Raw genomic sequence first — 23,663 nt, 5'->3', positions numbered from 1 at the left:
TTAAAAACGCCACGTCCTGTGGCAACACCTTCATGACCCACTTCCTGTGGGCCCAAGAATGAGACCCACAAGTATGTGGTTTTCATACTTGTTGGCTCACCAATAAAAAATAAAAAAACCTGTCACATGGACAGGATTTTTCTTATAACAAACTAAACAATTCGATATTTTCATTTTTATCTTGGAACCAGCGCATCGCAAAATCATTTTCAAACAAGAAAACATAGCGATCAAAACGATCTCGTACTAGCATACTACGTGGACTTGACATGGATTCTTTTACATCGCCTTCATTTTGAATCCAACGAGCAATTTTGTTACCAATTGATTCCATTCGCACTTCAACGTTATATTCATTTTTCATTCGGTGTTCAAACACTTCGAATTGAAGTTGACCTACTGCGCCTAATATTACATCTTCTGTATGCAAGGTTTTGTAATATTGAATGGCACCTTCTTGTACTAATTGCATAATACCTTTATTAAAATGCTTAGACTTCATAACATTCTTGGCAGTTACACGGACAAATAATTCAGGAGTAAATTGTGGCAATTTCTCATAGTTGAACGTTTTCTTTCCACCTACAATTGTGTCACCAATTTGATAACTTCCTGTGTCATGCAGACCAATGATGTCTCCTGCAACAGCAATCTCAACTGTTTCTCGTTCGTCAGCCAGGAACTGAGTAGATTGAGTTAATTTAAACGTCTTACCTGTACGGGCTAATGTGACCGTCATACCGCGCTCGAATTTCCCAGATACAATACGCACGAAGGCGATACGATCACGGTGAGCTGGATTCATATTTGCTTGTATCTTGAAAATAAATCCAGAAAATTCATCTGTCACAGGATTTATTTCAACATCCGCATCTGTTTTACGAGGTTGCGGAGTAGGTGCAAATTGTAAATAGGTTTCCAAAAATGTTTGTACACCAAAATTAGTTAAAGCACTTCCGAAAAACACGGGTGTCATTTTACCATTTCTCACTTTTTCTTGATCAAAATCATTTCCCGCTTCATTCAGCAACATAATATCTTCTAATGCTTGTGTGTAGTAAGACGTTTTTATCATTGAGTGATCTACTGCTAATTCTCCATCCTCAGTCAATGGTAAAAAGCGGTCAGTTCCATCTTTACGGAATTGCTCTATGCGGTTATTAAAACGATCATAAATCCCTAAAAACTCTTTCCCCATACCAATAGGCCAATTCATTGCATATGATTCAATGCCGAGTACTTCTTCTAATTCTTCCATTAGTTCAAGTGGTTCTTTCCCTTGACGGTCTAATTTATTAATAAAAGTAAAAATTGGAATTCCTCGTAAGCGACAAACTTTAAATAATTTAATTGTTTGAGCTTCTATTCCTTTTGCAGCATCCACAATCATCACTGCACTATCAACAGCCATTAATGTACGATACGTATCTTCACTGAAATCTTGGTGACCTGGTGTATCTAAAATATTAATTCGGCAATCATCGTAATCAAATTGCATCACGGATGAGGTAACAGAAATCCCACGTTGTTTTTCAATTTCCATCCAGTCAGATGTTGCGAATTTCCCAGTTTTTTTCGCTTTTACAGTACCTGCATCGCGAATGGCACCACCAAAAAATAATAACTTTTCTGTCATTGTCGTTTTACCAGCATCTGGATGCGAAATGATAGCAAACGTTCTTCTTGCTTGTATTTGATCTTGAATTTGAGTAGTCATAAATAGGTATTCTCCTTCGTTTTTCCTTTACTATCATATGGATTTTTCATATAAATTACAAGTACGCAAAATGTCGAAAGAACCGATCGACAATTGTGATCGGTTCTTTGATAAGAAAAAAGATGTATAAATTCAGTTTGTATAATTTGTTATTATGTCTGCCTTATACCGTTTCATCGAATCTAGCTTAAGAACGGGATGGCGAATCTTGAAATTTCAATTTACCAGCTACCAAGGCAATGTCTCCATCACTATGAGGATATTTTTTACGGCCAATGATTTGATAATCTTCGTGACCTTTGCCTGCAAAAATAATAATATCCCCAGGTTCAGCTATTGCTATAGCATGCTTGACTGCTTCCTCACGATTTCCAATGCAAGCATAACTATCATGAAGCATACCTTTTTCTAAATCACTAAGAATTGATTCGTACGGCTCATCACGTGGGTCATCTGTCGTCAGTATGACATAATCAGCTATTGAAGCTTTCTCTGCCATGGAAGGACGTTTTGAACGATCTCTATTGCCACCTGTTCCTACTAAAAAGATGAGTCGTTGTGTCTTGTAAGGTATCACAGACGAAATTGCTTTTTCGATTGCATCAGGAGTATGTGCATAATCAATAAATATGGATATTGGTAAATCACTAGTCAACTTTTCCATTCTTCCTTTTACTGGAGGAATTTTTTCAAGTTGTTCCAAAATTTGAGGAACTGTATAGCCTTGTGTATATAAAGCAGTTGTTGCTGCTAATGCATTATACACATTGAACTCACCAAGCAAATTCATTCGTACCGGAAAAATCCCTTCAGGAGTCTTCATGTCAAATTGTGTACAATCTGATTTCAGTTGAATATTTCTACCCTGAAAATGAGCGTCTTGGTGAATGGCATAGGTCCAAACAGGAAAACCGGTCATCTCTTTCAAACGGGTCGACCACTCATCATCTAAATTCACAATTGCATGTTTCTCACGTTGTAAGTCTTGTCCAAGCTGGGAAAACAATAATCCTTTTGCTTGTCCATATTGTTCCATCGTCCCGTGGAAATCTAAATGATCATGCGTCAAATTAGTAAAGATTGCTATGTCAAAATCAACCCCTGTTAAACGACCAAGAACCAAACCATGAGAAGATACTTCCATAATCATTGACTTACAACCTTCATTTTTGGCACGCTGAATCATTTGTTGCGTAGTGAGTGCATCACTTGTTGTATTTGCTGAATCGAAAAGGACACCATTTAAATTAAAACCAATCGTACCGGTTAAAGCAGATTTTACTTTTAATCCTTGTAGCATATTTTGTAAAACTCCACTGACACTTGTTTTACCATTCGTTCCGGTAACACCGATCATCGTCATGTCTTTAGATGGATACCCATAAAATTTTGAAGCTAATAATCCTATAGCCCGTGTTGTATCGTCAACAACGATGCAAGCAACTCGGGAATAGTCTAATTCAAGATACTTTTCTGTAATAATTATTTTTGCTCCACTTTCAATTGCTTGCAATGCGTAATCATGTCCATCCACGGTATATCCTTTAATACAGATAAAAACACTTTCGGGTTGCACACTTCTTGAGTCAACCGCGATATCATAAACTTCTTTTGGAAGTGTTCCGTGAATTTCTTTAATTGGCAAGCAACTGATTAAGTCAGATGACTGCATTTGCTTTCCTCCTATTCTGTCTCCATTGGAGAGAGCACATATGCTTCTAATAGTGCTGCAGAATGTTTTAATGAATCAATATGTGTTCGTTCAAAAGCATGTGATGCCTCAATGCCGGGTCCGAATAAGGCATGCTTAACATCAAAACCTGCTCGAATTGCAGCTGAAGCGTCAGATCCGTAATAAGGATAAATATCTAGTTTATGAGCAATGTTATTCGTTTTTGCTAGCTCAACCAATTTACGAGTTAGATCATAATGGTATGGACCTGAAGAATCTTTCGCACAAATCGATACCGTGTATTCATCAGAGGTTTGTCCATCACCTATTGCACCCATATCGACTGCAATGTATTCCACAACTTCTGCAGGAATATTTGAATTTCCTCCATAACCAATTTCTTCATTGTTTGAAATATAGAAATGAGTAGTGTTTGGAAGAGTCAAATTGTTTTCTTTTATTGAAGCAATAAGTTGTAGTAATAATGCCGTACTTGCTTTGTCATCCAAATGTCGCGATTTAATAAAACCTGAATCCGTTTGCTCGAATCTTGGGTCGAACGATATGAAATCCCCAACTTCAATGCCTAACGCTCTTGTTTCCTCCGCATTCATTACTTTTTCATCTAATCTCACTTCTATATTTTCTACATTACGTTCTGCAGAACCTGCATTTTTGTATACATGGACCGTCGTTTGATGCATAAGAATGGTTCCTCGAACTTTCTTACCAGACGCTGTATGTATGTAACAATATTCACCTTCAACAGAATTCCAGTTAAAACCACCTATCATCGATAGTTTAAGACGACCACTACCTTTTACTTCTTTTACCATAGCACCGAGTGTATCTGTATGTGCTGTTAATAGTCTATGTTTAGTCGAATCATTTCCTTCTATAGTTGCTATTAATGCACCTTTATTCGTTTGTATAAACGGTACCTTCATTTTATCTAAAATTAAAGCCATAAATTTCATAATCTCTTTTGTATAGCCAGAAGGACTTGGAATTTCTACGAGTTCTTTAAGTAACTGCACTGTTTCTTTCTCTTTAAATGTGCTAGACATTGTAAACCCCCTATATATAAATATCATACCAAAATTCGGCATGTTCCGACACTGACAAATCATGTATGATATAAGCAGAATAACTTTCCAACTGAGGTGAAAAATGGACATAACCGTATACATAAACAAACGTAATCGATTGTTTATACAATTATTTGCACTCGGATTACTATTTCATACTTTATTAAGTTTATTTTCCCCTTATGAACACGCTTTACCCATTTTGGCTTTTCTTTATTGCACTTTATTATTTGTTCTTTATAAACTGAATATTAATAATCAATTGTTGCAAATTCTTATATTATCAGGATTAAATGGATACATTTTTTTCATTAATTTAGATACACCGAATTACGTACATATTATTCTTTTTATTTTCCCACTATTTGTTGCTTCATTATACCATTCAATCACTTCATATTTACTTCTTTTACCGATAACAGTTTTTGAAGTCATCTACTTATTTAATACTAATTTTAATCTCTTTGAAAACACAATTGAATTTACTGATTTGTATGTACTCATGTTATTTTTTATTTTAATTAGTGTAACAGCTATTGTCCATTCTCAATTATTGCAAAAAACGTTTTTTAACATGGCAGAACAGCAATCTTCTTTAGAACGAGCACTTGATTCTAAAGAAGGATATTTGTACATGTTTTTTGAAAATGCGAAGGATGGCATAGCAGTTTTTGATTTAGATGCTAAAATCATTGAAATAAATCCAGCGTTTGAATTATTGTATGGGTGGAGTCGTGAAGAATGTATTGGAAGTCGTGTTCCACTTGTCCCACCTGAAAACTCTGACGCCGCTATCGACCGTATAAAAAGAGTGTTGAGTGGTGAAAGTTTCTATTCGTTTGAGACAAAAGATATGAAGAAAGATGGTACTTTCTTCGATGCACAACTAACGCTTAGTCCTATTTATAATAAGTCTGGTGAAATAGTTGCCATGTCATTAATTACTCGCGACATCTCGTATCGCAAAGAAGCAGAAAAACTCATTCTCCAGTCAGAAAAATTAAAGTTAGCTGGTGAAATCGCAGCCGGAGTTGCACATGAAATACGAAATCCAATGACTGTGATCTCAGGTTTCATTCAAATGATGAATGAGGATAATCAACACCCTTATCAAACATACACAAAAATAATTGAATCTGAACTTGAGCGAATTAATTTAATAATAAGTGAGTTTTTAATTCTCGCAAAACCTCATGTTACAACCGTAAAAGAGTTTAGTTTGGAGAAAATCATGCAAGATGTAGTGTTCCTATATAAGCCTGAACTTAATTTAAGAGGGATTGTGTTGACAGTAGCTTGGAATGCGCCGAATACGGTTGTCATAGGTGAACAAAACCAAATTAAACAAGTGTTTATAAATATAGTGAAAAATGCTGTAGAAGTATTAGAAAAAGAAGGTTCACTTCACATTTCTTCAACACATGAAAATGACGGTTTTATCGGCATTCACGTTCGAGATAATGGTGCTGGTATGACGCAAGAAGTACAAAAACAAATCTTTGAACCGTTTTTCACTACCAAAACAACTGGAACAGGTCTTGGTATGATGATTTCAGAGAAAATCATTCAAGAGCATGGTGGGAAAATCAATATTAATAGTCGAGTTAATAAAGGAACTCAAGTATCAATATTATTACCATTTAAATCACCAAAAAAATCAGCGCCCTCCATTTAAATGGGGACGCTGATTTTTTAATACATCTTCTTAAATGTTTTCTTCATCATCATATTCGTCATTGTCATCATCTTCGTCAACCGACAAAACTTCCCCAGTATTCGCGTTAACTTTAACCTCTACTTCTTTAGTTCCATCTTCGACTTCAATTTTATAAAATATTTGAGTATCGTCTTCCTCAAGTTCTACGTCTGTTACAGTTCCTGTGGCCTCTATTAATGCGGTTTTAATTGCCGCTTCTCTTGTTATCGCTACTTTACTGGAATCTATCTTTGTACTGTTGTCATCAAGATCTTCTTTGTCATCTTTATCGTCTGCTGACTTATCATTCTTCAATACTTTACCTGTAACCGCATCCATATCTAAGTCATATTCAAAGCCATCTTTATTAATCTCAACTTCATAAATAGTTCTAGTTAATGTTCTTTCCAATTCAACTTCTGTTACAGTACCGTCAACTATTGTTAAAGCTTTTTCTATTATTTCTTCATTCGTTAATAAATTGTCTTTCTTGATTCCATTGACAGTTTCTTTATCTAAATTCTGATTGGCTCCTGCTACCAACGCGATACTTCCAAATACTAGAGCGCCAGTGATTATTGGGACAGCCATCCATTTGCTTTTCAAGTTTTTCATTTTTATTTCCTCCTTTGTTTGATACTTTCATGTTATCTGACCAACATGAGAGAACTCGGAGAAGATTATGAGAAATTGATGAGAAATTTAATCGTCATCTTCATCATCTTGATCGTCCCATGTAACTGATAGAATTTCACCTGACACGCCATGTACTTGGATAACCGCTTCTCGGTCATCTTCCGATTCGATTTCAATAAGATAATAGCCACCATCAGACGTTTCTTCGTAAGTAGTATATTGAACTTCACCAGTTAACTGGGTTTTTGCAACCGTTATTGCTTGTTCCCTTTTTATCAAAGCTTGTTCGGTAGTGGTTTGCTTTTCCGTACTATCTAAAACAGTTCCTGTTAATGCATCAACCGTTAATGTGATTAGCGTTTCGTCTTTTGCCATGTCAACAGCATAAAAAGGATGCTCCGTCTGTCTGCTTAAAACTATTCGTTCAATGGTTCCCTCATATTCTTTACTAACAATCGATTTGATATCCTCTTTAGACTTAATAGGAAGCTGCTGTCCATCAGTTTGTTTGAGTAGTTTAATCGATACAATATTACCTTTCGAAGTGTCAGCAACAACCTCGTATAAGCCATCTTGACGTTCTATTTGTGCTATATAAAGATCATTTTTTCGAATTAGATTAGAGACGGATCCACCATACATTTGTTCAATACGAGATCTTATTTCTTTATTGGAAATTATTTCTTCTCCATTTGTCAATTTCAATGCATATATAGCACCGGCTCCTAAAATAATAAGTGTTATTAAGAGTGGCATAAACCAAGATTTAGTAACAAATGTCATGAGTACGCCTCCTTTCTACTAAGGATAGATTATGAACATTAAAATTACATGAGAATCCGGTCATTTTTTCTCTAATTCAAGCGTGATAGTGGTTCCAACATTTAAAACGCTAATTATATTTAGGTTGATATTAAGACCTTTGGCTATTTCTTTGGCTAACGATAATCCTAACCCAGTTCCACCCGTTTTGCGGTTACGTGCTTCATCAACTCTGTAAAAACGATCAAATACGTGAGGGATGGCTTCACTTGGAATACCGATACCTTTATCAGTGATGGCAATCTTAATGAAGTTGGGAGTCTCCGTAATATGCAAATCAACTTCTTCTTCGCTATACTTTCGAGCATTGTCCAAGAAAATAAACAACAATTGCTTTAACTTTTGCTCATCTGTTTTGTAGATAAGTGTTTCAAAATTTGGGTCTACAATTAAATTGAACTCGCGATGATACGCTTGCTTCATCGAACGTACCGTCTGTTCAATTACTTCTAATAAATCAGTTGCTTGTCGATTGATTACTAATTCTTCATCATAACGAGCTAGTTGCAACATTTGCTCAATCATGTCCCGCATTCGAACGGATTCTTGTAAAATGGCTTGAGTCGCTTCTTGAATTATTTTCGGGTCACTTATACCTCGGCGATTAACCAAACTTGCGTAGCTTTCAATCACTGTAAGTGGTGTCTTTAATTCGTGCGAAGCATCAGATACAAACTGTTCTTGTTTCTTATAATTCCGTTCGAGTAATATCATCGTATCGTTAAATGTATGTTCCAGTTGAGCGAGCTCATCTTTACGATGATCCGACGTTTTGATTTGCTCATAGCTCCCACTGTTTTGAATATATTTCATTGTCAAAATTAATTTTTGTATAGGTTGAGTGACAAGTTTCCCGAGCACAATACTCGAAATCAGTATTGGGATAGTACCTACAAGTGTTATGCTAATTAAAATAAGCATTAATTCATTCAAATTTCTTTCGACATCAGTTAATACTTGAATAACTTGTAATTGCGAAATTGCACCTGATGAGTCAATAATCGGTATAGATAAGGTCAGCATTTTTGAACCATTAATGGTATTCACTTCTTGTGTTTCTGCTGTGACCTCTTGAACTTTCACTGCATCAACGCGATCCGTGGTATTTACTTCAACCTCTATTTCACCTAAAGTGTTTACAATTCTTACGGCACCATTTGCTGGAGAATAAGCACGTAAAATCGTAGCAGGATTTGTAGATTCCGTCATTTGACTTAACGCATGAACCAGAATTTCAGATTCCGCTCGTAATTGTTGTAGCTCTGTTTCGTACGTATTTTGGCTGTAGATTAAATAAATTCCAACGTTCGTAATGATTAAAATTAACAACATTAATAGTGTCGAGAAAAGATGGATTTTACTTTTTAATTTCATCTATTTGCTCCTTTAACACATAGCCTACTCCTCGAACTGTTTGAATGTATTTATGTGTTTCATCAAAATCAATTTTCTTACGCAAGTAGCGAATGTAGACGTCTACTACATTTGTCTCCCCGTAATAGTTGTAGCCCCATACCGAATCCAGGAGTTGTTCCCGCGACAATACTTGATTGGGATGTTTCATTAAATGAAGCAACAAATCAAACTCTCTAGGGGTCAAATCAATCTTACGTTCGTTTCTATTCACTTCACGCGTTTGTTCATGAAGACTTAAGTCATTAAAATGGTGTTTGAATAAATCAGGTATTTCTTCAGTCTGAATATCGCGCTTTTTCATTCGTAAGTTAGCTCTAATGCGAGCAAGTAATTCTTCCATTTGAAAGGGTTTTGTCACATAATCATTTGCCCCTAAATCAAGGCCAGACACTTTATCCTCGACACTATTTTTAGCAGTCAATAGGATGACTGGAACTTGTTGTTCATCCGCTCGTATTCTTCGTAATACATCTAGTCCCGACAATCCTGGCAACATCAAGTCGAGTAACACAAGATTCCACGACTGCTCACGATATTTGATTAAACCATCCGTACCCGAATATGCAATTCCTGTTGTATATCCTTCAAACTCTAACTCCAATTGGAGAACACGGGCGATATTCTCTTCGTCTTCAATAATTAAGATTCGTTCACTCATAGTGTGTTCTCCTTCTACTTTTTCTTTCATTCTATCAAAAAAGTCGCTCTCCTATCGGAGTAGCGACTTCACAAGTTTTACTTTGTTTTTGTATGGAGGAAATACGAGATTAATAGGCAGTTTTGTACTTTTCTTCAAAATTGATTTGGCGTGTGTAAATGCTTCAAAACTATATTTACCATGATAGCCATTCATGCCTGAAGAACCAACTCCTCCAAACGGCATATGAGCACTTCCAACATGTGAAACCGTATCGTTTATACAGCCTCCGCCAAATGGCAATTCTTCTAAGAAGTAGTTAATGGCATTGTCATTTTCACTAAATAAATAGGCTGAAAGGGGTTTCGGTAGTTTTCGAACTTGGCGAATAGCCGTTTCTAAACGATCATAAGTTAAAATCGGTAAAATAGGTCCAAATATTTCATCTTCCATCGAAAGGCTATTCCATGACACTCCTTCTAGTATGGTCGGTTCAATATAGAGATCAACTTCATCCATATTGCCCCCCGCAACAATGTGCTGACTTTCTTGGTTAAGTAGGTCCTTTAAACGGTCGAATTGTTTGGCATTGATGATACGCCCATAATCAGGGCTATTTTGTGCATCTATCCCATAAAAGTCTATTATCGTTTGTTTTAATAAATTAATGAACTGATCCTTCACTTTGTGATGGACTAGTAAATAATCAGGTGCTACACAAGTTTGACCTGCATTTACAAACTTGCCCCAAGCAATACGTTTTGCTGCAACTTCTAAATTCGCAGTGTGATCGATTATGGCCGGACTTTTACCTCCAAGTTCCAACGTTACAGGTGTTAGTCTCTCAGATGCTGCTTTCATCACTACTTTCCCAACAGCAACACTGCCGGTAAAGAAAATGGTATCAAACGGTGCATGAATTAGTACGGTAGTTTCTTCCCGTTCTCCTTCTACTACACGAATATACTCTGGTGTGAACGTCGACTCGAGCACTTTTCGAATGACCGCAGCAGTATGGATTGCTGATTCGGAAGGTTTAACAATGGCACAGTTTCCACCGATGATTGCCCCGATTAACGGTTCCATGACGAGTTGGAATGGATAGTTAAATGGACCAATGATCAATGCGGAGCCATATGGTTCCCTGACGATAAAACTTTTTGCTGGTTGTAAATGCAGGGCTGTTTTAACCGCTTCTGGCTTCATCCAATCATCTAAATGTTTGGTCATAAAACCAATACTATCTAGTACAAACCCTACTTCAGTTGCGTATGCTTCAAACTCACTTTTACGTAAATCTTTATAAAGAGCATGGATAATTTCTTGTTCATATAGTTGAATAGCTTGTTTCAACTTAGCTAATTGTAGTTTTCGGAATTCTACTGATTTTGTAGCACCAGTGTAATAAAAAGCATGTTGCAATTGAATCATCTGTTCAACATCTTGAGCCGTGAAATTCATGTTATCACTCCTGTCATCTATCTCTTAATTGTAGCGGGTAGGATCTTATCACGCAAAAATAGACACCTAATATTCGGTGTCTAGATTTTTCCCCATATTTTTATGTATATAATTTTACAACTTACACATACTAACTGTTTTATGTCAGTAATTCATCAATCCATCGTTGCACAATTAAGCCTTCTTCAAATGACACAAGAGTTGCTTCGCGCCCATTTTTCGCATCATGACACGCATCCCAAAGCGTTTTAGGATGTTCATTTAATTCAACTCTTATGTCAGGTTGGTCACATTCACTCACCCAAAGTTCAGACCAATTTTTAATTGTCATTACTTTTTTAGTTCCAAACACTTTAAAAAGCAGTATTTCTTGTTGGCCCATTCCACTTAAACCATTGATAACTATCGGAATGCCTGTATCTGTTTGACCGATTGCCGATGACCCAATTTCAGATAATTGTTGATTTTCAGGATAGATTGTTTGATGTGCTGAAAAAGAAAAATTACCAAAAAGTCGGTACATGATTTGAAAGTAATGTGGAAATACTTCTCTTATAAAGCCACCTTGAGCTCTTGAACCAATCCAAGGATTTTGTTGCCACTTTCTTGGCCAATGTGGAAAATATGTATGAAGCTCCACTCGAAGTATGTCACCAAGTGTATGGTTTGCTACTTCACTCATTAGAGTTTGGATAGCTGGGCTGTACATCAGAGGAAAATGCATTGCCGTTAAGATATTCGCTTGTTTCGTGCTTTCTACCATCAGCTTGCCGCTTTCCACATTGTGGGCAAGAGGCTTTTCTGACAACACATAACATCCTTTTTTGGACGCTTCAAGAGCAAGAGAAGCATGACTATTAGGAGGTGTTCCGATATAGACCCAATGTGGTTTAGTGTTAAATAATTCCTCTAACGAAGATGCAATAGGCAACTGATATTTATTAGCTATCTCTTGTAGCCGTTCATTATTTTCATCAAATATACTGATTATCGTACATTTATGATTGGCTAAAAGTTGTTGAATAATACGCTCTCCGACAATTCCTGTTCCAATTAATGCAAAAGTTGTTTGTTTCACATTTATCGCCCCCTTAATTTGGTAGTTAATAAAAACTTATTAATTTAAATCTTGAAAATATTTGTTTCAAGGTGTAACTTTGAAGGGTAAAGAACTTACAAATAATTGAGATGATTTAAAAGGAGGATACAGACATGACGAAAACAGAAACATGGTGGGAACCTATTTTTTCAGGAAATTTGAGTTTAGGGATAAACAAAGATCGTCTAACTGAATTAGAAGAAGAATCCTTCATATATTTCCATGATACTGAAGAAATTGAATCACAGGAACAATAACTTTGAAAATAAATATAAAACGATATCCAACATAAAAACAGCTCCCCTATCTAAACCTTAGGAGAAGCTGTCTTTTTTTGTTCAAATAAATAAAACATGAGGTAATAGACAAACGCACTCATCGTTGCTAATAAGGCGATAATCGTAAATGTCCAAAAGAATCCAAACCATACCGTCATAGGAATAGATATCGGTGCAATCATCCGACCAACTGTGTAGCGAAGACTTGCTGCTGCAAAATATTGACCTCGCATATGTTCGGGTGCTAGCTTCGAAATAAAGCTCTGTTGTATACCCACCGTCATTAATTCACCTATTGTAAAGATGGCCATTGCCAAAATGAAAATCCAAAACGAATCAAATAACGAAAAAACAACCATTGCAAGTGCATATAAAATCGATGAAACAAAAAACACATTTTTCTCTTTAAAAGACACAACGAATTTAGTGACAGCCACAGTTAATAACGCCACAAGTAAACCATTCTCTGAAATCAGAATACTAAAGGCAAGCTCCCCTGTTAGTTTTATATCGGTGCCAAACCAAGATCCAAGAGATTGATTCCCAATTACTTCTTTTACGTAAATAGGTAATAACAAATCCAATTGCATAAATGTTTGAGCGCCTAAAATTCCAGCTATAATAAAAAGTAAAAATAGTTTATCTTTTAATATCAGTCCATAGTCTTTAACTTGCGATTGAATCGCGTACATAAAACCATTGGATGTGTTAGTTTCGGACGAATCGGAATTTGCTGGGTTCGATTCCTTAGTAAACTTGATGAGAATCCAAGCTAATAAAATACATACCAACCCTGCAGTTATCATCAAGCCAAAACGATAGCTGAAGAAGAAAATCCCTCCAAGTATCGGGCCAATAACTACAGCAATGTTCATGGATGTATAAAAAACGGCAAAGACTTCACTACGATGTTCTTCAGGAACTACGTCAGCTACCATGGCTTGACTTGCTGGCCAATACAATGAACCAAAGACACTAGCAATTGAAAACGCAATAAATCCTAAACTTGGAGAATCCAAGATTGACGAGTTTGCCAGTGCAAATATGAAAAATGCACCCCCCTGTCCAAAAGAAGACAAGACCATCATCGTACGACGACCATATCGATCTGCACAATAGCCACCAACTAAATTTGCTGCTACTGAAAAAACTTGCGATACAATTAGTAGCAACCCCGCTGTCGTTTTACCGAACTCTCCTGCAAAATAAATTGCAAGGAATGGGAAAAACATCCAGAATGTAATATTCATAAACGCTTCACCAATTAGCCTGGCTTTTAAACTTTTATCCCAATCTCTAATTCTCATGTTGTTTTCTCCCCAAGATTTTCTTCTATATTTTCCATATTATTGTAACACTTGAACTAGTTAGGTTGACATACATATTTAGTCTGAGTTTATTCAATACTTCTCCATAAATATAGCGAGGCGTAACTTAAATAAGGCGACCACTGAGGAAAATGACTAGAAATCTCTTCTGCCTTTGGTTTATCAGTTGTTGTCCAAAGCTTTTTCAGAGCATTTTGTAATCCGATATCGGCGAGCGGAAATAAATTTGGTCTACCTAATCCAAACAATAAAAAGCTACCGGCCGTCCATGGTCCAATTCCACGATATTTCACAAGTATTTGAGTAATCGTTTCATCGTCTTGAAGAGCGAGGGCTTGAAGATTGAGTTCCCCACTAGCCATTGCTTGAGACACCCCAATAACGTATTCTGCTTTTCTCGTACTAAATTGTAGTTCGCGTAAATCTTCAACTTTAAGTTGCCCAATTACTTCAGGTTTTGGATAAAACCAAACACCATCTAGTTGCTCCCCAAATGTATGCACAAAGCGAGTAGTAAGGGTATGTGCAAATGATAGATTTAATTGTTGATGAATGATACTCTTCATTAGCGTTGCGTACAACGAAAACTCTCTTATGATGGGCGTGCCTCGATGTTCTTCAAAAATGGGCGCTAAATTAGTATCAGTAAAATGGGTATGAATTGGTTCTAGAGAGCGATCGAAATGAAAAATTTCTTTGATGTTTTGTAGTTGTCGTTCATTAATTGCTCCTTCTATTACAAATGTCGGGGATTCCGTTGTCCCAGTAGCCTGAACTTTACAAACTAATTGCTCTTCTGTAGGTACAAGAACATATCGTTCTTCTTTATTCAAAGAGATCAACGGATCCATTGAAAGTCGATCGAGTACTCGGTCAAAATCATATAGGAAATCTAATTGGATAGTTTCAATCATGGTTATATTCCCCCTATTCGGTTATATTTGAGTTTGTAATTATGTTCTACCGAGGTGATGACAAATGAACAAATGGTTTTGGCTGCTTGGAATAATTGTGCTGCTAACATCTGGTTGTGTTGAGGAGCAGTCTACTTCTACTGGTGGTTCTAAGGCCTTGATTGAAGTTGAGTTACTGAATGTCATTGATGGTGATACCATTAAAGTAAAGTATAACGGTAAGACAGAAACGATTCGATATTTATTAATTGATACACCTGAAGTCAGACATCAAACACTTGGAAATCAGCCTTTAGGTGATGAGGCAAGTTCACGTAAAAAACAATTGTTAGAAGATGCTACAGTATCTCTTGAATTTGACGTGGGAGAACGATACGATGACTCGGTCGTTTGTTGGCATATGTTTATGCAGATGGCCAATCTATCCAGCAAATACTGTTACAAGAAGGATTAGCCCGTGTCGCTTATGTATTCGTACCTAATACGCGTCATTTAGATTCTTTCGAAGAAGCTGAGGCAATAGCTCGTCAGGCTGAATTAAACATATGGCAATACGAAAAATATGTAACAAATCGTGGATTTGATAAAACAAAGGTTAATGAAGTTAAAACTCACGAGCCAAAAACTAATGAGAAGTGTTTAATAAAGGGTAATATTAGTAGAGAAAATAAAAAAATCTATCACATTCCATCAGGGAAATATTATGAACAAACAAAACCTGAAAAATGGTTCTGTACACAGCAACAAGCAATAGATGCCGGTTTCAAGAAATCAGGCGAGTAAAGTGAGGGAAATTATTCATGCAAGTACTTGTTTTACGCTTTGATTATAAATTGTCTACAAAATTAGAACAAGATAGTAAAGACTTACATATAGCTTCAAGTCGCGGAAAAGAAACACCCCTTCCGCCCCATATTAGTTTATTTACATTCGAACAAACCAATCCGGTGATTTTAAACGAGCGAGTTAAAATATGGAGCGACAAGCAAAAACAACTTTCTATTTCGTTATCCTCACTTGGATTTTTCAAACAGAAAGGGGCCTTTTTTGTCGCACCCGTAGTCACAAAAGAAATAGAAACTTTTCATCGAGAGTTGTTTTCACTCATTATGGATTTACATACAAATGAAATTTCCCCTTATTTACCTGGAAAATGGGTACCTCATTCAACCTTGATTAAAAATGTCCCATTGACAGTTTGGGGACCACTGTTCCAACGTGCAGGCTTATCATTCGAACCAGTTACCGGAAAAGCCGTCGCTCTAGAATGTTGGACGGTTGTAAACGGCAGTGCTCAAACAGAATGGACCCACTTCCTTAAATAATTCATCCATATTCCCTTCTAGGTTATTGACTATTATACTGTGAGAGTTATAATAGAATTTGTCCTAGAAAAACGATCTTGTAGCTCAGCTGGGAGAGCGCCACCTTGACAGGGTGGAGGTCGCTGGTTCGAGCCCAGTCGGGATCATTGGGTGCCAAACCCGCAGGAAACCTTTAGGAACAAAGGTTTCTCAAAAAAAGTCATTCACTTCGGTGGATGGCTTTTTCTTATGTTTTAGGTGCTGAGTGACCAAAAAGTGACCATTTTTATTTTGTTGAAATTCCCCTGCGTTTCATCGGCCACATTTAGTACATCTAAATCCTTTGTGAGTTGTTTCTTTTCTGCACATGCCGCAAAATGCTTTCATCCGAATTCCCCCCTCTCTTTATAAAGCTTCCTGCAGCTCTTGCCAGCTCCGACCATAAACTTGTGCATGATGTTTCGTTAAGAATGAATTATTGTACTCAGGCTTGACTGGGGGTTTCATTTTGCATATAAATGCCGGTTGTAACTCTTTGCCTGCTCGTATTGATATGATGGCATGGTGCATAGGAAGGCGAACCGCTTGATCCATTGGTATCGTATCCTCAAAACGATGCGACGATAGTTCAAATGTTTTTAAGTGGTCGTTAGCAAAAAGGAACTGCTGGACACCGCACCTTGTAAATTTTCTTGCAAGCTAGACGGTAGTTTATTCAGTGGTGAAATGCGTAAAGTGAACCGAGACGTTCTTTTCTGCCTTCTGTACCTATGAGACCCATTAACTTCGTTAAACCTTCTGTGATGCATTGCTCAGGCTCGTTAAATACGATGAAGCATCCATTCTTTTGCTTTTCCTTATCCATCAACATGCGTGTCATAAATGTCTTGAGTGTTATCCAGTGAACTAATGTCTTCGTCGCTATTTCACCTAGCTTACGATTTGGAATACGAATGATGACCACTTTACCCTCACGCATCCACTTCTCAAAGTTGACTTCCTTTTTAGGCTCCTGGCGAATATGTCATGTAGTAAATCGTTACCAAAGAATGTATATAAACGATTTAGTATCGCATCTGTTTTACTCCCTAGTTGGTCATTCGTTCCCCAACCGATTAGATCACGTGCTAATCTCACATTACCTTCTGCTTGTAATCGTTCAATGGTATCTTATCTGAAGTTCTCATCTTCTATGATTCGTTTAATGTTATAGAGAGAACCACCTGACGCTTTAGCTGCTTCACGAAGATAACGGGATGATCGCGCTAAACCTCCAACATCCATGAAATCGATCATCTCATCGCCAAAGCGAGACGCGCCTGTTCTCCCAAGTTTCGCAATTAACTCAGTCAGATCCATTGGAACAACCCAGTCGCCATTGCCGAGGTCTATGTCTATGATTTTATCCGCAGGTAACGAATCCCTAATACCATCAGCCATACCTCGTTCGCCTTCTTCTACGATAGCGTCAGGTATAATGGCCGACATTCCGTGATTCATACAACCATCAATAATCCAGTTCTTGATAGCTGTGTCTTTACCGGCACCTTGACCACCAATAAACGTATAACCACGATACATTGCATCAGGATTACTTACTGGTATATAAATCGGTATCTTTGTATCTTTTACTTCTGCAACGCCTAATTCAATGCCTTCAGGATCACACAGTACTTGAGGTATCGATACTTCGATTTGATTTTTCACGTCTAGTTCATCAGCGTATAAACCTAACATATAAAAAATACATTTGTACCTTATTATTACAAATAGTTACAAAAGTATCGTCACTTTAATTTCATCATAGTTCTATATAATCCAACATTCGACAAATTTAGAGAAAAAACAAAAAAACCACCATGATTTCCCCGATAAATCCGTGAACTTTTCTGCGTATTTTTCCAACCCTTTTTTGCCACCACCAGCAATGATTAACTCTTTCGCCACTTTTTCCTTCACTGCTGCTCTTTCAAATATTGGATATCCCGTACGAATGTGTAGCTTTTGTACTGCAGGATAATCTACAAACGAATTGATAACAATAGCTTTTTCAGCCATTTCATTTTCCTCCACCTTTATTACAACAGAAAAATTGTTTGACACATCACTCTCCCACAAGTTGAGAAATGTATTCGGACGTTTCCAAATTGAAGCCGATGGTGAGTATTTCAAATTTCGTTCTGAATCGGATTGGGATGGATATGAGGACGATGCACCAAAAGTTAAGCCAGTTAAGTTCGACATTCAAATATAAAGGAGTGTAAGCGTGATAAAACCTTGGAATATTGGCATACTAACGATTACCGTTGAACAAGTCGAGATAGCCAAAAAGAACGGGTTAAAACTTCACAACTTGCAGACACGACTAGACAACGGATGGACGATTGAACGCGCTATAACTCAACCTGTATTGAAGAAAAGACGAATCAAATACACTGAACAGGATGAAATTGAAGCACAATTGAATGGAATCGGAATAATGACATTTAGTTCCCGAGTAAATAACTTTGGATGGTCTGTGGGAGATGCCAAAACCGCACCTTTGCAATACATCAGCAATCAGCGAATTGACACTAAGACGGATTGGATTAAACGGATAGAAGGGTTAAAACAGGAGTTAACAAGCGCGGAAACATGGGTTAAGGATAATCGCAATCAGTTTCCAAAATCATTAATCCACTCAATAGGTGACGTGCTGATTAAAAATAAACGTGCAATCCACCGATTAGAACTTTATGTAAAGGATGGTCAACAGTGAACCCTACAGAAAACATTGAGTACCTAAAAAGCCAACTCGAACAAACTCAACGATGGATGGAAAGTGGTTCGGAATTACGTTCAGAACACATCATCACCATGATTATTCGTGGAATGATTGATACAGAAAGCCAAATTGAATCGTTGGGAAATTAGAGAGGGTTTAATTACTTACCCTTTCATGGTTATAAAGCTACTTAAAGTAGCCTATATTAAAGATATATAACCAAGGAGGAATAAAATTGAGAAAATTAATCATGTTAATAGTCATCGTCATCGTTTTACTATCCGTAAGTGGTATTGAAAAAACAGAAGCAAAGAGCAATCCAAACGCAAATAGTCATGTGGTTTACTACATTCCCCATCAAGATGATGAAGCTTTAACGTTCGGGGTTAGTATTTTAAACCATGTGAAGAAGGGTCATAACGTCCACATTGTTTTATTAACAGATGGTGCAGCTTCAGTTGTCCGCAATAAGTTGGGTATGAGCGAAAAAGATTTCACTGCTGCTAGAAATAAAGAATTTGCTTTATCATTAAAAAACATGGGTGTTAAAACATCTAACATCGAATACATGAATTATAAAGATAGCCAGTTAACTGTTGCTAATGTGGAAGAGGTCATTAAAACATATGAAACAAAATATCCAAACGCTCGACACAATGTTTTTTCATGGACGGATAAAGATAATCACGATCATACAAATTCGGGGAAAGCGTTGAAAAATTTACAAAATAAAAAAATCGTGTCGGATGCTCGCTATTATGTAAGACGTGGAGACAATCCGAAGGGGTTGAAATTAGTGAACGAATATTACGCGATTTCTTATAAAAAACCTTTACTTGCCGTTAGTTCTGCATATAAAATTGAAAATAAAAAAGATGGATTATATGGAATTGGTCATAAATCAGTTAAAAAGTCATTTGTGGCATTCGAGAAGCAACCTATCAGCAGGTATCATAAGTAGGGGGAACAAAATGGACAACATCGAAATAGGTAACCGATTGCTGAAATTAAGAGAAGATAAAGGCTTACATCAACATCAAGTGGGGGAAGCTGTTGGAGTTTCAAAACCTTCTATAGGCGCATATGAACGCGGAGAACGCACCCCTAGAGATGGTGTAAAGGTTAAGTTGGCAGAATTTTATAAGGTCGATTTGGTGGATTTGTTTTATAGATAGAGAGTGGTATGACCTTCTCTTTTTTTGTGCAAAGAAAAAGACCAACCAATTAAGGATGGTCAGTTCATTACTTGTTCATATACTTAGCGACATTCGCCACTGTTGCTTCACGACTCGCTCCTGATAAATCAATAAACTTATCCCCGAATTTCTCTAATCCTTTCTTACCGCCGCCCGCTATGATTAACTCTTTCGCCACTTTTTCTTTCACTGCAGCTCGTTCGAAAATTGGGTAACCTGTCCGAATGTGTAGTTTTTGTACTGCAGGATAATCTACAAACGAATTGATGACAATCGCTTTTCCTAACATATCGTCTTCCTCCTCTTTCACAACTGATTTACTCACTGGTTTGACATCCAAATTCTTTACTACTGCTTCTAGTTTTAATTTGGTTGCAGGAAAATAAAACCAATCTGTATTTAAACTATTTGCAGTTTGAAAGGCTTTTAGTGCCTTTTCAGTAGCAGGTCCAAAACTTCCATCAGCTGTTAACTTTAGTCCTGCCTTAATTAAATTCTGTTGTAATAGCTTGACTTCAGCACCTGTATCACCATTTTGCAGATAGCTATTTACTACGGGTTTCACATTAATTGGACTTGTATTTTCACTTTCAAAAGCAGTTTCAATTTTGTCTCGGAATGGTTTGAAAGAACCATATTTATTTAGAATTAATTGAGGACAGTATTTCCCACTCCAGGACTGGTGAGGTCGGACACTTGTAATAGGAAACTTAAAATCTTTTAGCAAGTAAGCATATAAAGCAATGGCGTTCGCTTCAATCTTGTTACGATCTGTACCCTGATGCATACATTTCTCTACTCCGATAGAGGTGCGGTTACCTGAATTTAGACCCCAACCGTCACCACAATGATAAGCTGGTTCATCAAACGGAATATGCTGAATGATAAAATTTTCACCCAAGGTAATATGCCACGATACGTGATTTGTATCTTTCGGTATATAACCCGCCATATTATGAATGTATTTATTGTGCATTTTCGCATCAGCACCACGCCCAGAGTTTCCTGTATCATGATCAGTTAGATGCTTTGGTACCATCGAAATGCCTGGACGAATTTCAGGGTTTCCCTTTTGAACAATATCGACAGTGACAGTAGCGTTCCCTATTTTAGATCCATGTTGTAATAGACGCATCACTTCTCACCTTCCTTCGCATCTTCTAATTGTTTGTCAACTTTGCTTCCTGCTAACTCTTCACCAATTATCTTTTTAAATGAGGAGGATTCTACTCTTTGCGATTCCACCACTTTTAATTTCTCCGCTAACCCCGGAGGTACTAAAACGACTAACTCTGCACAATTTTCAAGTATTGATAATCCTTCGTTTAAGATATAAAAAAGAACGGTAGCTTTTGTAATCGCTCCGCTCATCCCGAGAATTTGATCTATAACGTTAGCCAATATAATCACGACTAGTACTAACATTTTTCGTGCATAACCAAACAAACTTTTACGACTCCATAAGTTTTTGTTTTTAATTGCTTTGAAAATGCCTGTAATAACATCTAAAACCATTAACACAAGTAGCAAATGCAGAAACTTTACGTCACCAAATAAATACTCACAACATCCAAATGTTCTAAACTAAATCCCGACATATTAATCTCTCCTTCAATTCTTCTATTTTTGCTAAACAAAAAGAACGCCCGGTTGGACGTTCTGAATTTAATCATATTTATTTGAATTTCAATTCAACGGAATCGAGCTCTTTACCACTACTTTCATACGTTTCTCCATTCCCCATGTCAAAAATGATTGGTATATCTTTTTCTTCAATTGCTCGTAAATTAACGATTACATACCAATATTTTGAGTTATGGTCTGCAATAGGTACAGAGACTTGATCACCATTCTTAAATTTAAAAATCATCTTCACACCTTTTCCGCCCCCCATTTATTCATTATTTTACGTTAGAGGACGAATTCTTTTTAGGTAAACAAAAAGAACGCCCGTTGGACGTTCTCGTTAATTATCATGAAATGAACTCGCACCTTAATACTGTAAATCTTTCACCTTTTTCCTGACCGCATGTCATGAACTCAAACTGTAGATAAAACAATGTGATTTGTAGAATATTTGCTTTGTTAATCACAATTTTCTCTCTATACCTATCTTGTAACTCTTTTTCAGAAAAATGGTTTGTATAAAACAAAACATTAGTATTCATTTTTGGGGCTAACCGAATACATCGACTGACAGTTATTGCAAATGTAAATGGTGAAGAATTTCTACCATTCGAATTATAGGATTATAGAATGCTTTTTTGGAATAAGTAAAAAATGCTTAGTACAAAACTAATAAAGCAAAAAAACATGCCCCGCTTAAGACTATAATTAGTACCTGTGCCATAAGTTTATAATCAAAAATATAGAACACTATTGTTACTAATAATGTTGGAATCGTAAAAATTAAGAACATTTCTAAAAATTGCATTTTGCACATACTTCACACTCTATGCGAATGCCTCTTGTGGTTGTTCATGTTGTTCATTCTCTTTTTTAAGTTGTTCATTTTGGATGGATAATATGGCTATTTCAACTTCTAATTGCCCTATTCTTTCTGACAATTTGCTAACGATTTGTTGACCCTCTACCTTCATGTTATTGCCTCCAATGCTTCTATTTTTTCATTAAGTTGCTGAATCGCTCTCCAAGCAAGAGCAGCCATTGCATATGAATCAATGCCATCACCTTGTTAGATCAAGAACTTCTAATGATGCCCCATCTACAATTACGCCTAATCGCTGAATTTCCCAATCGAAATCGTTGAGATATTGCCATTCTCTTATCGGAGTAGTAACTATTTGGTAAATCGCATCGCCTTCGTATGGGGTTATATTCTTTTTATATTCCCTTTTAGATACTGTCGTGTGTCCGGACGAAACGATTGAAGCATAAGCAGCGTCTGCAAAGTTACGGAACTGTACTTGTTCTAGCGTTTTAAGGAACTTGATAATCGGACCATTTGAGCCACGAATACGTGTATGTCCGTCTGCCATCGCATCGAATACTACGTTATATCCTTGTGCTCCGGTGAACACCTGATATCCAGTTGCTACGTCGTTACGAATAGTGATGTATTCGTGTGCTGCTCCACCAAACCACATCCATGCTTTTCGTGCCCCAGCCGCATCATACCAGGTCATAAAGGAAGCAGTAGCAGGTGGAGATATCATGCGTATAGATTCACCGCTTACTTCCATATCCACCCGAGATGCCATCAGTCGGATATTGTTCGGATTGTATATCATAAGTGACGTAGTAGAACTGGAAAAGAAGTTATGCTATTTGTGAGCGATGAATATGGCAACCCTTTCCAACCCAATGCGTACACTCGATTTTGGGGCAGATTCATGAAAAGAACGGATATTAAAAAAATTCGGTTGCATGATTTAAGACATTCGTCAGCATCCACAATGTTAAGCGAAGGTGTAAACATGAAAGTAATTCAAAAACGATTAGGTCACAAGAACATAAAAACCACATTAAATACCTATTCGCATGTTAGTACTGAAGAAGACCAAAAAGCAGCTGATGTGTTCGGGAAATATCTACAAAAGTGACCAACTGGTGACTAAACTCGATAATGAGTGACCAAATTTGAACACAACTGAAAATGTCATGAATAAGAACCG

Annotated in this window: 30 protein-coding genes and 1 tRNA gene; 12 read left to right on the top strand and 19 right to left on the bottom strand. The window is 36.9% G+C overall.

What is annotated here, in order from left to right; translation table 11 throughout:
* Positions 1-142: 142 nt before the first annotated feature.
* From C8K15_RS00815 to C8K15_RS00805, 3 genes are all read right to left on the bottom strand, one after another.
* A complete protein-coding gene (locus C8K15_RS00815; RefSeq protein WP_108584352.1) occupies positions 143-1,717 on the bottom strand; it encodes a peptide chain release factor 3 in 1,575 nt (524 codons plus the stop codon).
* A gap of 187 nt (positions 1,718-1,904) precedes the next feature.
* A complete protein-coding gene (locus C8K15_RS00810) occupies positions 1,905-3,389 on the bottom strand; it encodes a UDP-N-acetylmuramoyl-L-alanyl-D-glutamate--2,6-diaminopimelate ligase (protein WP_108584350.1) in 1,485 nt (494 codons plus the stop codon).
* 11 nt (positions 3,390-3,400) lie between these two features.
* Positions 3,401-4,456, bottom strand: a complete 1,056-nt coding sequence (locus C8K15_RS00805; protein ID WP_108584348.1) for a M42 family metallopeptidase — start codon at positions 4,454-4,456, stop codon at positions 3,401-3,403.
* Positions 4,457-4,559: 103 nt separating this feature from the next.
* Between C8K15_RS00805 and C8K15_RS00800 the strand changes: the two genes are divergently transcribed.
* Complete coding sequence (locus C8K15_RS00800) at positions 4,560-6,152, top strand: ATP-binding protein (RefSeq protein WP_108584347.1); 1,593 nt, start codon at positions 4,560-4,562, stop codon at positions 6,150-6,152.
* A 30-nt stretch (positions 6,153-6,182) separates the two neighbouring features.
* On the opposite strand, the gene C8K15_RS00795 is transcribed toward C8K15_RS00800, so the two are convergent.
* The 6 genes from C8K15_RS00795 to C8K15_RS00770 form a co-directional block, all read right to left on the bottom strand.
* Entirely contained in the window at positions 6,183-6,788 is a 606-nt protein-coding gene (locus tag C8K15_RS00795; RefSeq protein WP_108584345.1) for a PepSY domain-containing protein, read from the bottom strand.
* Positions 6,789-6,875: 87 nt separating this feature from the next.
* On the bottom strand, positions 6,876-7,592 hold the full coding sequence (locus C8K15_RS00790) for a PepSY domain-containing protein (protein ID WP_108584343.1): 717 nt from the start codon (positions 7,590-7,592) through the stop codon (positions 6,876-6,878).
* Positions 7,593-7,652: 60 nt separating this feature from the next.
* On the bottom strand, positions 7,653-9,005 hold the full coding sequence (locus C8K15_RS00785) for a sensor histidine kinase (protein WP_108584342.1): 1,353 nt from the start codon (positions 9,003-9,005) through the stop codon (positions 7,653-7,655).
* Complete coding sequence (locus C8K15_RS00780; RefSeq protein ID WP_108584761.1) at positions 8,989-9,705, bottom strand: response regulator transcription factor; 717 nt, start codon at positions 9,703-9,705, stop codon at positions 8,989-8,991. The genes C8K15_RS00785 and C8K15_RS00780 overlap by 17 nt, the downstream gene beginning before the upstream one ends.
* Before the next feature lie 51 nt (positions 9,706-9,756).
* Positions 9,757-11,145 carry an aldehyde dehydrogenase gene (locus tag C8K15_RS00775; RefSeq protein ID WP_108584340.1) on the bottom strand — a complete coding sequence of 463 codons (1,389 nt, stop codon included), beginning with the start codon at positions 11,143-11,145 and terminating at the stop codon, positions 9,757-9,759.
* Positions 11,146-11,284: 139 nt separating this feature from the next.
* Positions 11,285-12,223, bottom strand: a complete 939-nt coding sequence (locus C8K15_RS00770) for a Gfo/Idh/MocA family protein (RefSeq protein WP_108584338.1) — start codon at positions 12,221-12,223, stop codon at positions 11,285-11,287.
* A 134-nt stretch (positions 12,224-12,357) separates the two neighbouring features.
* On the opposite strand from C8K15_RS00770, the gene C8K15_RS20520 reads away from it, so the two are divergent.
* Complete coding sequence (locus tag C8K15_RS20520) at positions 12,358-12,501, top strand: hypothetical protein (RefSeq protein WP_199224039.1); 144 nt, start codon at positions 12,358-12,360, stop codon at positions 12,499-12,501.
* A gap of 50 nt (positions 12,502-12,551) precedes the next feature.
* Here the strand turns inward: C8K15_RS20520 and C8K15_RS00765 are convergent, their stop codons facing one another.
* Positions 12,552-13,829 carry an MDR family MFS transporter gene (locus tag C8K15_RS00765; protein WP_108584336.1) on the bottom strand — a complete coding sequence of 426 codons (1,278 nt, stop codon included), beginning with the start codon at positions 13,827-13,829 and terminating at the stop codon, positions 12,552-12,554.
* An 89-nt stretch (positions 13,830-13,918) separates the two neighbouring features.
* Positions 13,919-14,764, bottom strand: a complete 846-nt coding sequence (locus C8K15_RS00760) for a DNA-3-methyladenine glycosylase family protein (RefSeq protein WP_108584335.1) — start codon at positions 14,762-14,764, stop codon at positions 13,919-13,921.
* A gap of 64 nt (positions 14,765-14,828) precedes the next feature.
* Here C8K15_RS00760 and C8K15_RS00755 point away from each other — a divergent pair, with 64 nt between their 5' ends.
* The 4 genes from C8K15_RS00755 (at position 14,829) to C8K15_RS00740 (ending at position 16,235) form a co-directional block, all read left to right on the top strand.
* Positions 14,829-15,218, top strand: a complete 390-nt coding sequence (locus C8K15_RS00755; RefSeq protein ID WP_108584333.1) for a thermonuclease family protein — start codon at positions 14,829-14,831, stop codon at positions 15,216-15,218.
* Positions 15,155-15,547, top strand: coding sequence for a thermonuclease family protein (locus tag C8K15_RS00750; RefSeq protein ID WP_108584331.1), 393 nt, complete (start codon positions 15,155-15,157; stop codon positions 15,545-15,547). The genes C8K15_RS00755 and C8K15_RS00750 overlap by 64 nt, the downstream gene beginning before the upstream one ends.
* A gap of 17 nt (positions 15,548-15,564) precedes the next feature.
* Positions 15,565-16,089, top strand: coding sequence for a 2'-5' RNA ligase family protein (locus tag C8K15_RS00745; RefSeq protein ID WP_108584329.1), 525 nt, complete (start codon positions 15,565-15,567; stop codon positions 16,087-16,089).
* A gap of 73 nt (positions 16,090-16,162) precedes the next feature.
* A tRNA-Val gene (locus C8K15_RS00740) sits at positions 16,163-16,235 on the top strand.
* A gap of 548 nt (positions 16,236-16,783) precedes the next feature.
* On the opposite strand, the gene C8K15_RS20675 is transcribed toward C8K15_RS00740, so the two are convergent.
* The 3 genes from C8K15_RS20675 to C8K15_RS00730 form a co-directional block, all read right to left on the bottom strand.
* A complete protein-coding gene (locus tag C8K15_RS20675) occupies positions 16,784-17,047 on the bottom strand; it encodes a hypothetical protein (RefSeq protein WP_233260344.1) in 264 nt (87 codons plus the stop codon).
* Between the two features lie 191 nt (positions 17,048-17,238).
* Positions 17,239-17,805, bottom strand: coding sequence for a hypothetical protein (locus tag C8K15_RS20670; protein ID WP_233260343.1), 567 nt, complete (start codon positions 17,803-17,805; stop codon positions 17,239-17,241).
* Positions 17,806-17,877: 72 nt separating this feature from the next.
* Positions 17,878-18,126 carry a hypothetical protein gene (locus C8K15_RS00730; protein WP_108584328.1) on the bottom strand — a complete coding sequence of 83 codons (249 nt, stop codon included), beginning with the start codon at positions 18,124-18,126 and terminating at the stop codon, positions 17,878-17,880.
* A 61-nt stretch (positions 18,127-18,187) separates the two neighbouring features.
* Here C8K15_RS00730 and C8K15_RS21105 point away from each other — a divergent pair, with 61 nt between their 5' ends.
* From C8K15_RS21105 to C8K15_RS00710, 5 genes are all read left to right on the top strand, one after another.
* On the top strand, positions 18,188-18,322 hold the full coding sequence (locus C8K15_RS21105; protein ID WP_255421017.1) for a hypothetical protein: 135 nt from the start codon (positions 18,188-18,190) through the stop codon (positions 18,320-18,322).
* Between the two features lie 12 nt (positions 18,323-18,334).
* Entirely contained in the window at positions 18,335-18,826 is a 492-nt protein-coding gene (locus C8K15_RS00720; RefSeq protein ID WP_108584324.1) for a hypothetical protein, read from the top strand.
* Positions 18,823-18,981, top strand: a complete 159-nt coding sequence (locus tag C8K15_RS20150) for a hypothetical protein (RefSeq protein WP_158268242.1) — start codon at positions 18,823-18,825, stop codon at positions 18,979-18,981. Before C8K15_RS00720 ends, C8K15_RS20150 begins: the two co-directional genes overlap by 4 nt.
* A gap of 86 nt (positions 18,982-19,067) precedes the next feature.
* Complete coding sequence (locus tag C8K15_RS00715) at positions 19,068-19,793, top strand: PIG-L family deacetylase (RefSeq protein WP_108584322.1); 726 nt, start codon at positions 19,068-19,070, stop codon at positions 19,791-19,793.
* A gap of 10 nt (positions 19,794-19,803) precedes the next feature.
* A complete protein-coding gene (locus tag C8K15_RS00710) occupies positions 19,804-20,007 on the top strand; it encodes a helix-turn-helix domain-containing protein (protein ID WP_158268241.1) in 204 nt (67 codons plus the stop codon).
* Between the two features lie 67 nt (positions 20,008-20,074).
* On the opposite strand, the gene C8K15_RS00705 is transcribed toward C8K15_RS00710, so the two are convergent.
* The 5 genes from C8K15_RS00705 to C8K15_RS00690 all read right to left on the bottom strand — a co-directional run bounded on the left by C8K15_RS00705 (position 20,075) and on the right by C8K15_RS00690 (position 23,279).
* Entirely contained in the window at positions 20,075-21,163 is a 1,089-nt protein-coding gene (locus tag C8K15_RS00705) for a peptidoglycan recognition protein family protein (RefSeq protein ID WP_108584319.1), read from the bottom strand.
* Positions 21,163-21,543 (bottom strand): phage holin family protein, encoded by a 381-nt coding sequence (locus C8K15_RS00700; protein WP_108584317.1) that lies wholly within the window; start codon positions 21,541-21,543, stop codon positions 21,163-21,165. The genes C8K15_RS00705 and C8K15_RS00700 overlap by 1 nt, the downstream gene beginning before the upstream one ends.
* Positions 21,544-21,703: 160 nt before the next feature.
* Positions 21,704-21,904: a hypothetical protein gene (locus tag C8K15_RS00695; RefSeq protein ID WP_108584315.1), complete on the bottom strand. Its 201-nt coding sequence runs from the start codon at positions 21,902-21,904 to the stop codon at positions 21,704-21,706.
* 577 nt (positions 21,905-22,481) lie between these two features.
* A complete protein-coding gene (locus C8K15_RS20145) occupies positions 22,482-22,628 on the bottom strand; it encodes a hypothetical protein (protein ID WP_158268240.1) in 147 nt (48 codons plus the stop codon).
* Between the two features lie 87 nt (positions 22,629-22,715).
* A complete protein-coding gene (locus tag C8K15_RS00690; RefSeq protein ID WP_158268239.1) occupies positions 22,716-23,279 on the bottom strand; it encodes a hypothetical protein in 564 nt (187 codons plus the stop codon).
* 30 nt (positions 23,280-23,309) lie between these two features.
* Here C8K15_RS00690 and C8K15_RS00685 point away from each other — a divergent pair, with 30 nt between their 5' ends.
* Positions 23,310-23,591, top strand: a complete 282-nt coding sequence (locus tag C8K15_RS00685; RefSeq protein ID WP_108584312.1) for a site-specific integrase — start codon at positions 23,310-23,312, stop codon at positions 23,589-23,591.
* Positions 23,592-23,663 lie beyond the last annotated feature (72 nt).

Origin of the sequence: Paenisporosarcina sp. OV554 (genome assembly GCF_003058165.1) — a bacterium.
Classification (GTDB): Bacteria; Bacillota; Bacilli; order Bacillales_A; family Planococcaceae; genus Paenisporosarcina.
The sequence above is the reverse complement of the archived record's forward strand: the minus strand, read 5'-3'. Positions and strand labels throughout refer to the sequence as shown.

Bases quoted from the DNA above. Each gene is read 5' to 3' on its own strand.
- C8K15_RS00810 (WP_108584350.1), bottom strand. From the start codon at position 3,389: ATGCAGTCATCTGACTTAATCAGTTGCTTGCCAATTAAAGAAATTCAC.
- C8K15_RS20670 (WP_233260343.1), bottom strand. From the start codon at position 17,805: ATGTTAGGTTTATACGCTGATGAACTAGACGTGAAAAATCAAATCGAA.
- C8K15_RS20675 (WP_233260344.1), bottom strand. From the start codon at position 17,047: ATGCGTGAGGGTAAAGTGGTCATCATTCGTATTCCAAATCGTAAGCTA.
- C8K15_RS00760 (WP_108584335.1), bottom strand. From the start codon at position 14,764: ATGATTGAAACTATCCAATTAGATTTCCTATATGATTTTGACCGAGTA.
- C8K15_RS00690 (WP_158268239.1), bottom strand. From the start codon at position 23,279: ATGATATACAATCCGAACAATATCCGACTGATGGCATCTCGGGTGGAT.
- C8K15_RS00685 (WP_108584312.1), top strand. From the start codon at position 23,310: ATGCTATTTGTGAGCGATGAATATGGCAACCCTTTCCAACCCAATGCG.
- C8K15_RS00765 (WP_108584336.1), bottom strand. From the start codon at position 13,829: ATGAGAATTAGAGATTGGGATAAAAGTTTAAAAGCCAGGCTAATTGGT.
- C8K15_RS00805 (WP_108584348.1), bottom strand. From the start codon at position 4,456: ATGTCTAGCACATTTAAAGAGAAAGAAACAGTGCAGTTACTTAAAGAA.
- C8K15_RS00815 (WP_108584352.1), bottom strand. From the start codon at position 1,717: ATGACTACTCAAATTCAAGATCAAATACAAGCAAGAAGAACGTTTGCT.
- C8K15_RS00775 (WP_108584340.1), bottom strand. From the start codon at position 11,145: ATGAATTTCACGGCTCAAGATGTTGAACAGATGATTCAATTGCAACAT.
- C8K15_RS20145 (WP_158268240.1), bottom strand. From the start codon at position 22,628: ATGAAGGTAGAGGGTCAACAAATCGTTAGCAAATTGTCAGAAAGAATA.
- C8K15_RS00705 (WP_108584319.1), bottom strand. From the start codon at position 21,163: ATGCGTCTATTACAACATGGATCTAAAATAGGGAACGCTACTGTCACT.
- C8K15_RS00780 (WP_108584761.1), bottom strand. From the start codon at position 9,705: ATGAGTGAACGAATCTTAATTATTGAAGACGAAGAGAATATCGCCCGT.
- C8K15_RS00710 (WP_158268241.1), top strand. From the start codon at position 19,804: ATGGACAACATCGAAATAGGTAACCGATTGCTGAAATTAAGAGAAGAT.
- C8K15_RS00745 (WP_108584329.1), top strand. From the start codon at position 15,565: ATGCAAGTACTTGTTTTACGCTTTGATTATAAATTGTCTACAAAATTA.
- C8K15_RS00785 (WP_108584342.1), bottom strand. From the start codon at position 9,005: ATGAAATTAAAAAGTAAAATCCATCTTTTCTCGACACTATTAATGTTG.
- C8K15_RS00730 (WP_108584328.1), bottom strand. From the start codon at position 18,126: ATGGCTGAAAAAGCTATTGTTATCAATTCGTTTGTAGATTATCCTGCA.
- C8K15_RS20520 (WP_199224039.1), top strand. From the start codon at position 12,358: ATGACGAAAACAGAAACATGGTGGGAACCTATTTTTTCAGGAAATTTG.
- C8K15_RS00700 (WP_108584317.1), bottom strand. From the start codon at position 21,543: ATGGTTTTAGATGTTATTACAGGCATTTTCAAAGCAATTAAAAACAAA.
- C8K15_RS00795 (WP_108584345.1), bottom strand. From the start codon at position 6,788: ATGAAAAACTTGAAAAGCAAATGGATGGCTGTCCCAATAATCACTGGC.
- C8K15_RS00790 (WP_108584343.1), bottom strand. From the start codon at position 7,592: ATGACATTTGTTACTAAATCTTGGTTTATGCCACTCTTAATAACACTT.
- C8K15_RS00800 (WP_108584347.1), top strand. From the start codon at position 4,560: ATGGACATAACCGTATACATAAACAAACGTAATCGATTGTTTATACAA.
- C8K15_RS00755 (WP_108584333.1), top strand. From the start codon at position 14,829: ATGAACAAATGGTTTTGGCTGCTTGGAATAATTGTGCTGCTAACATCT.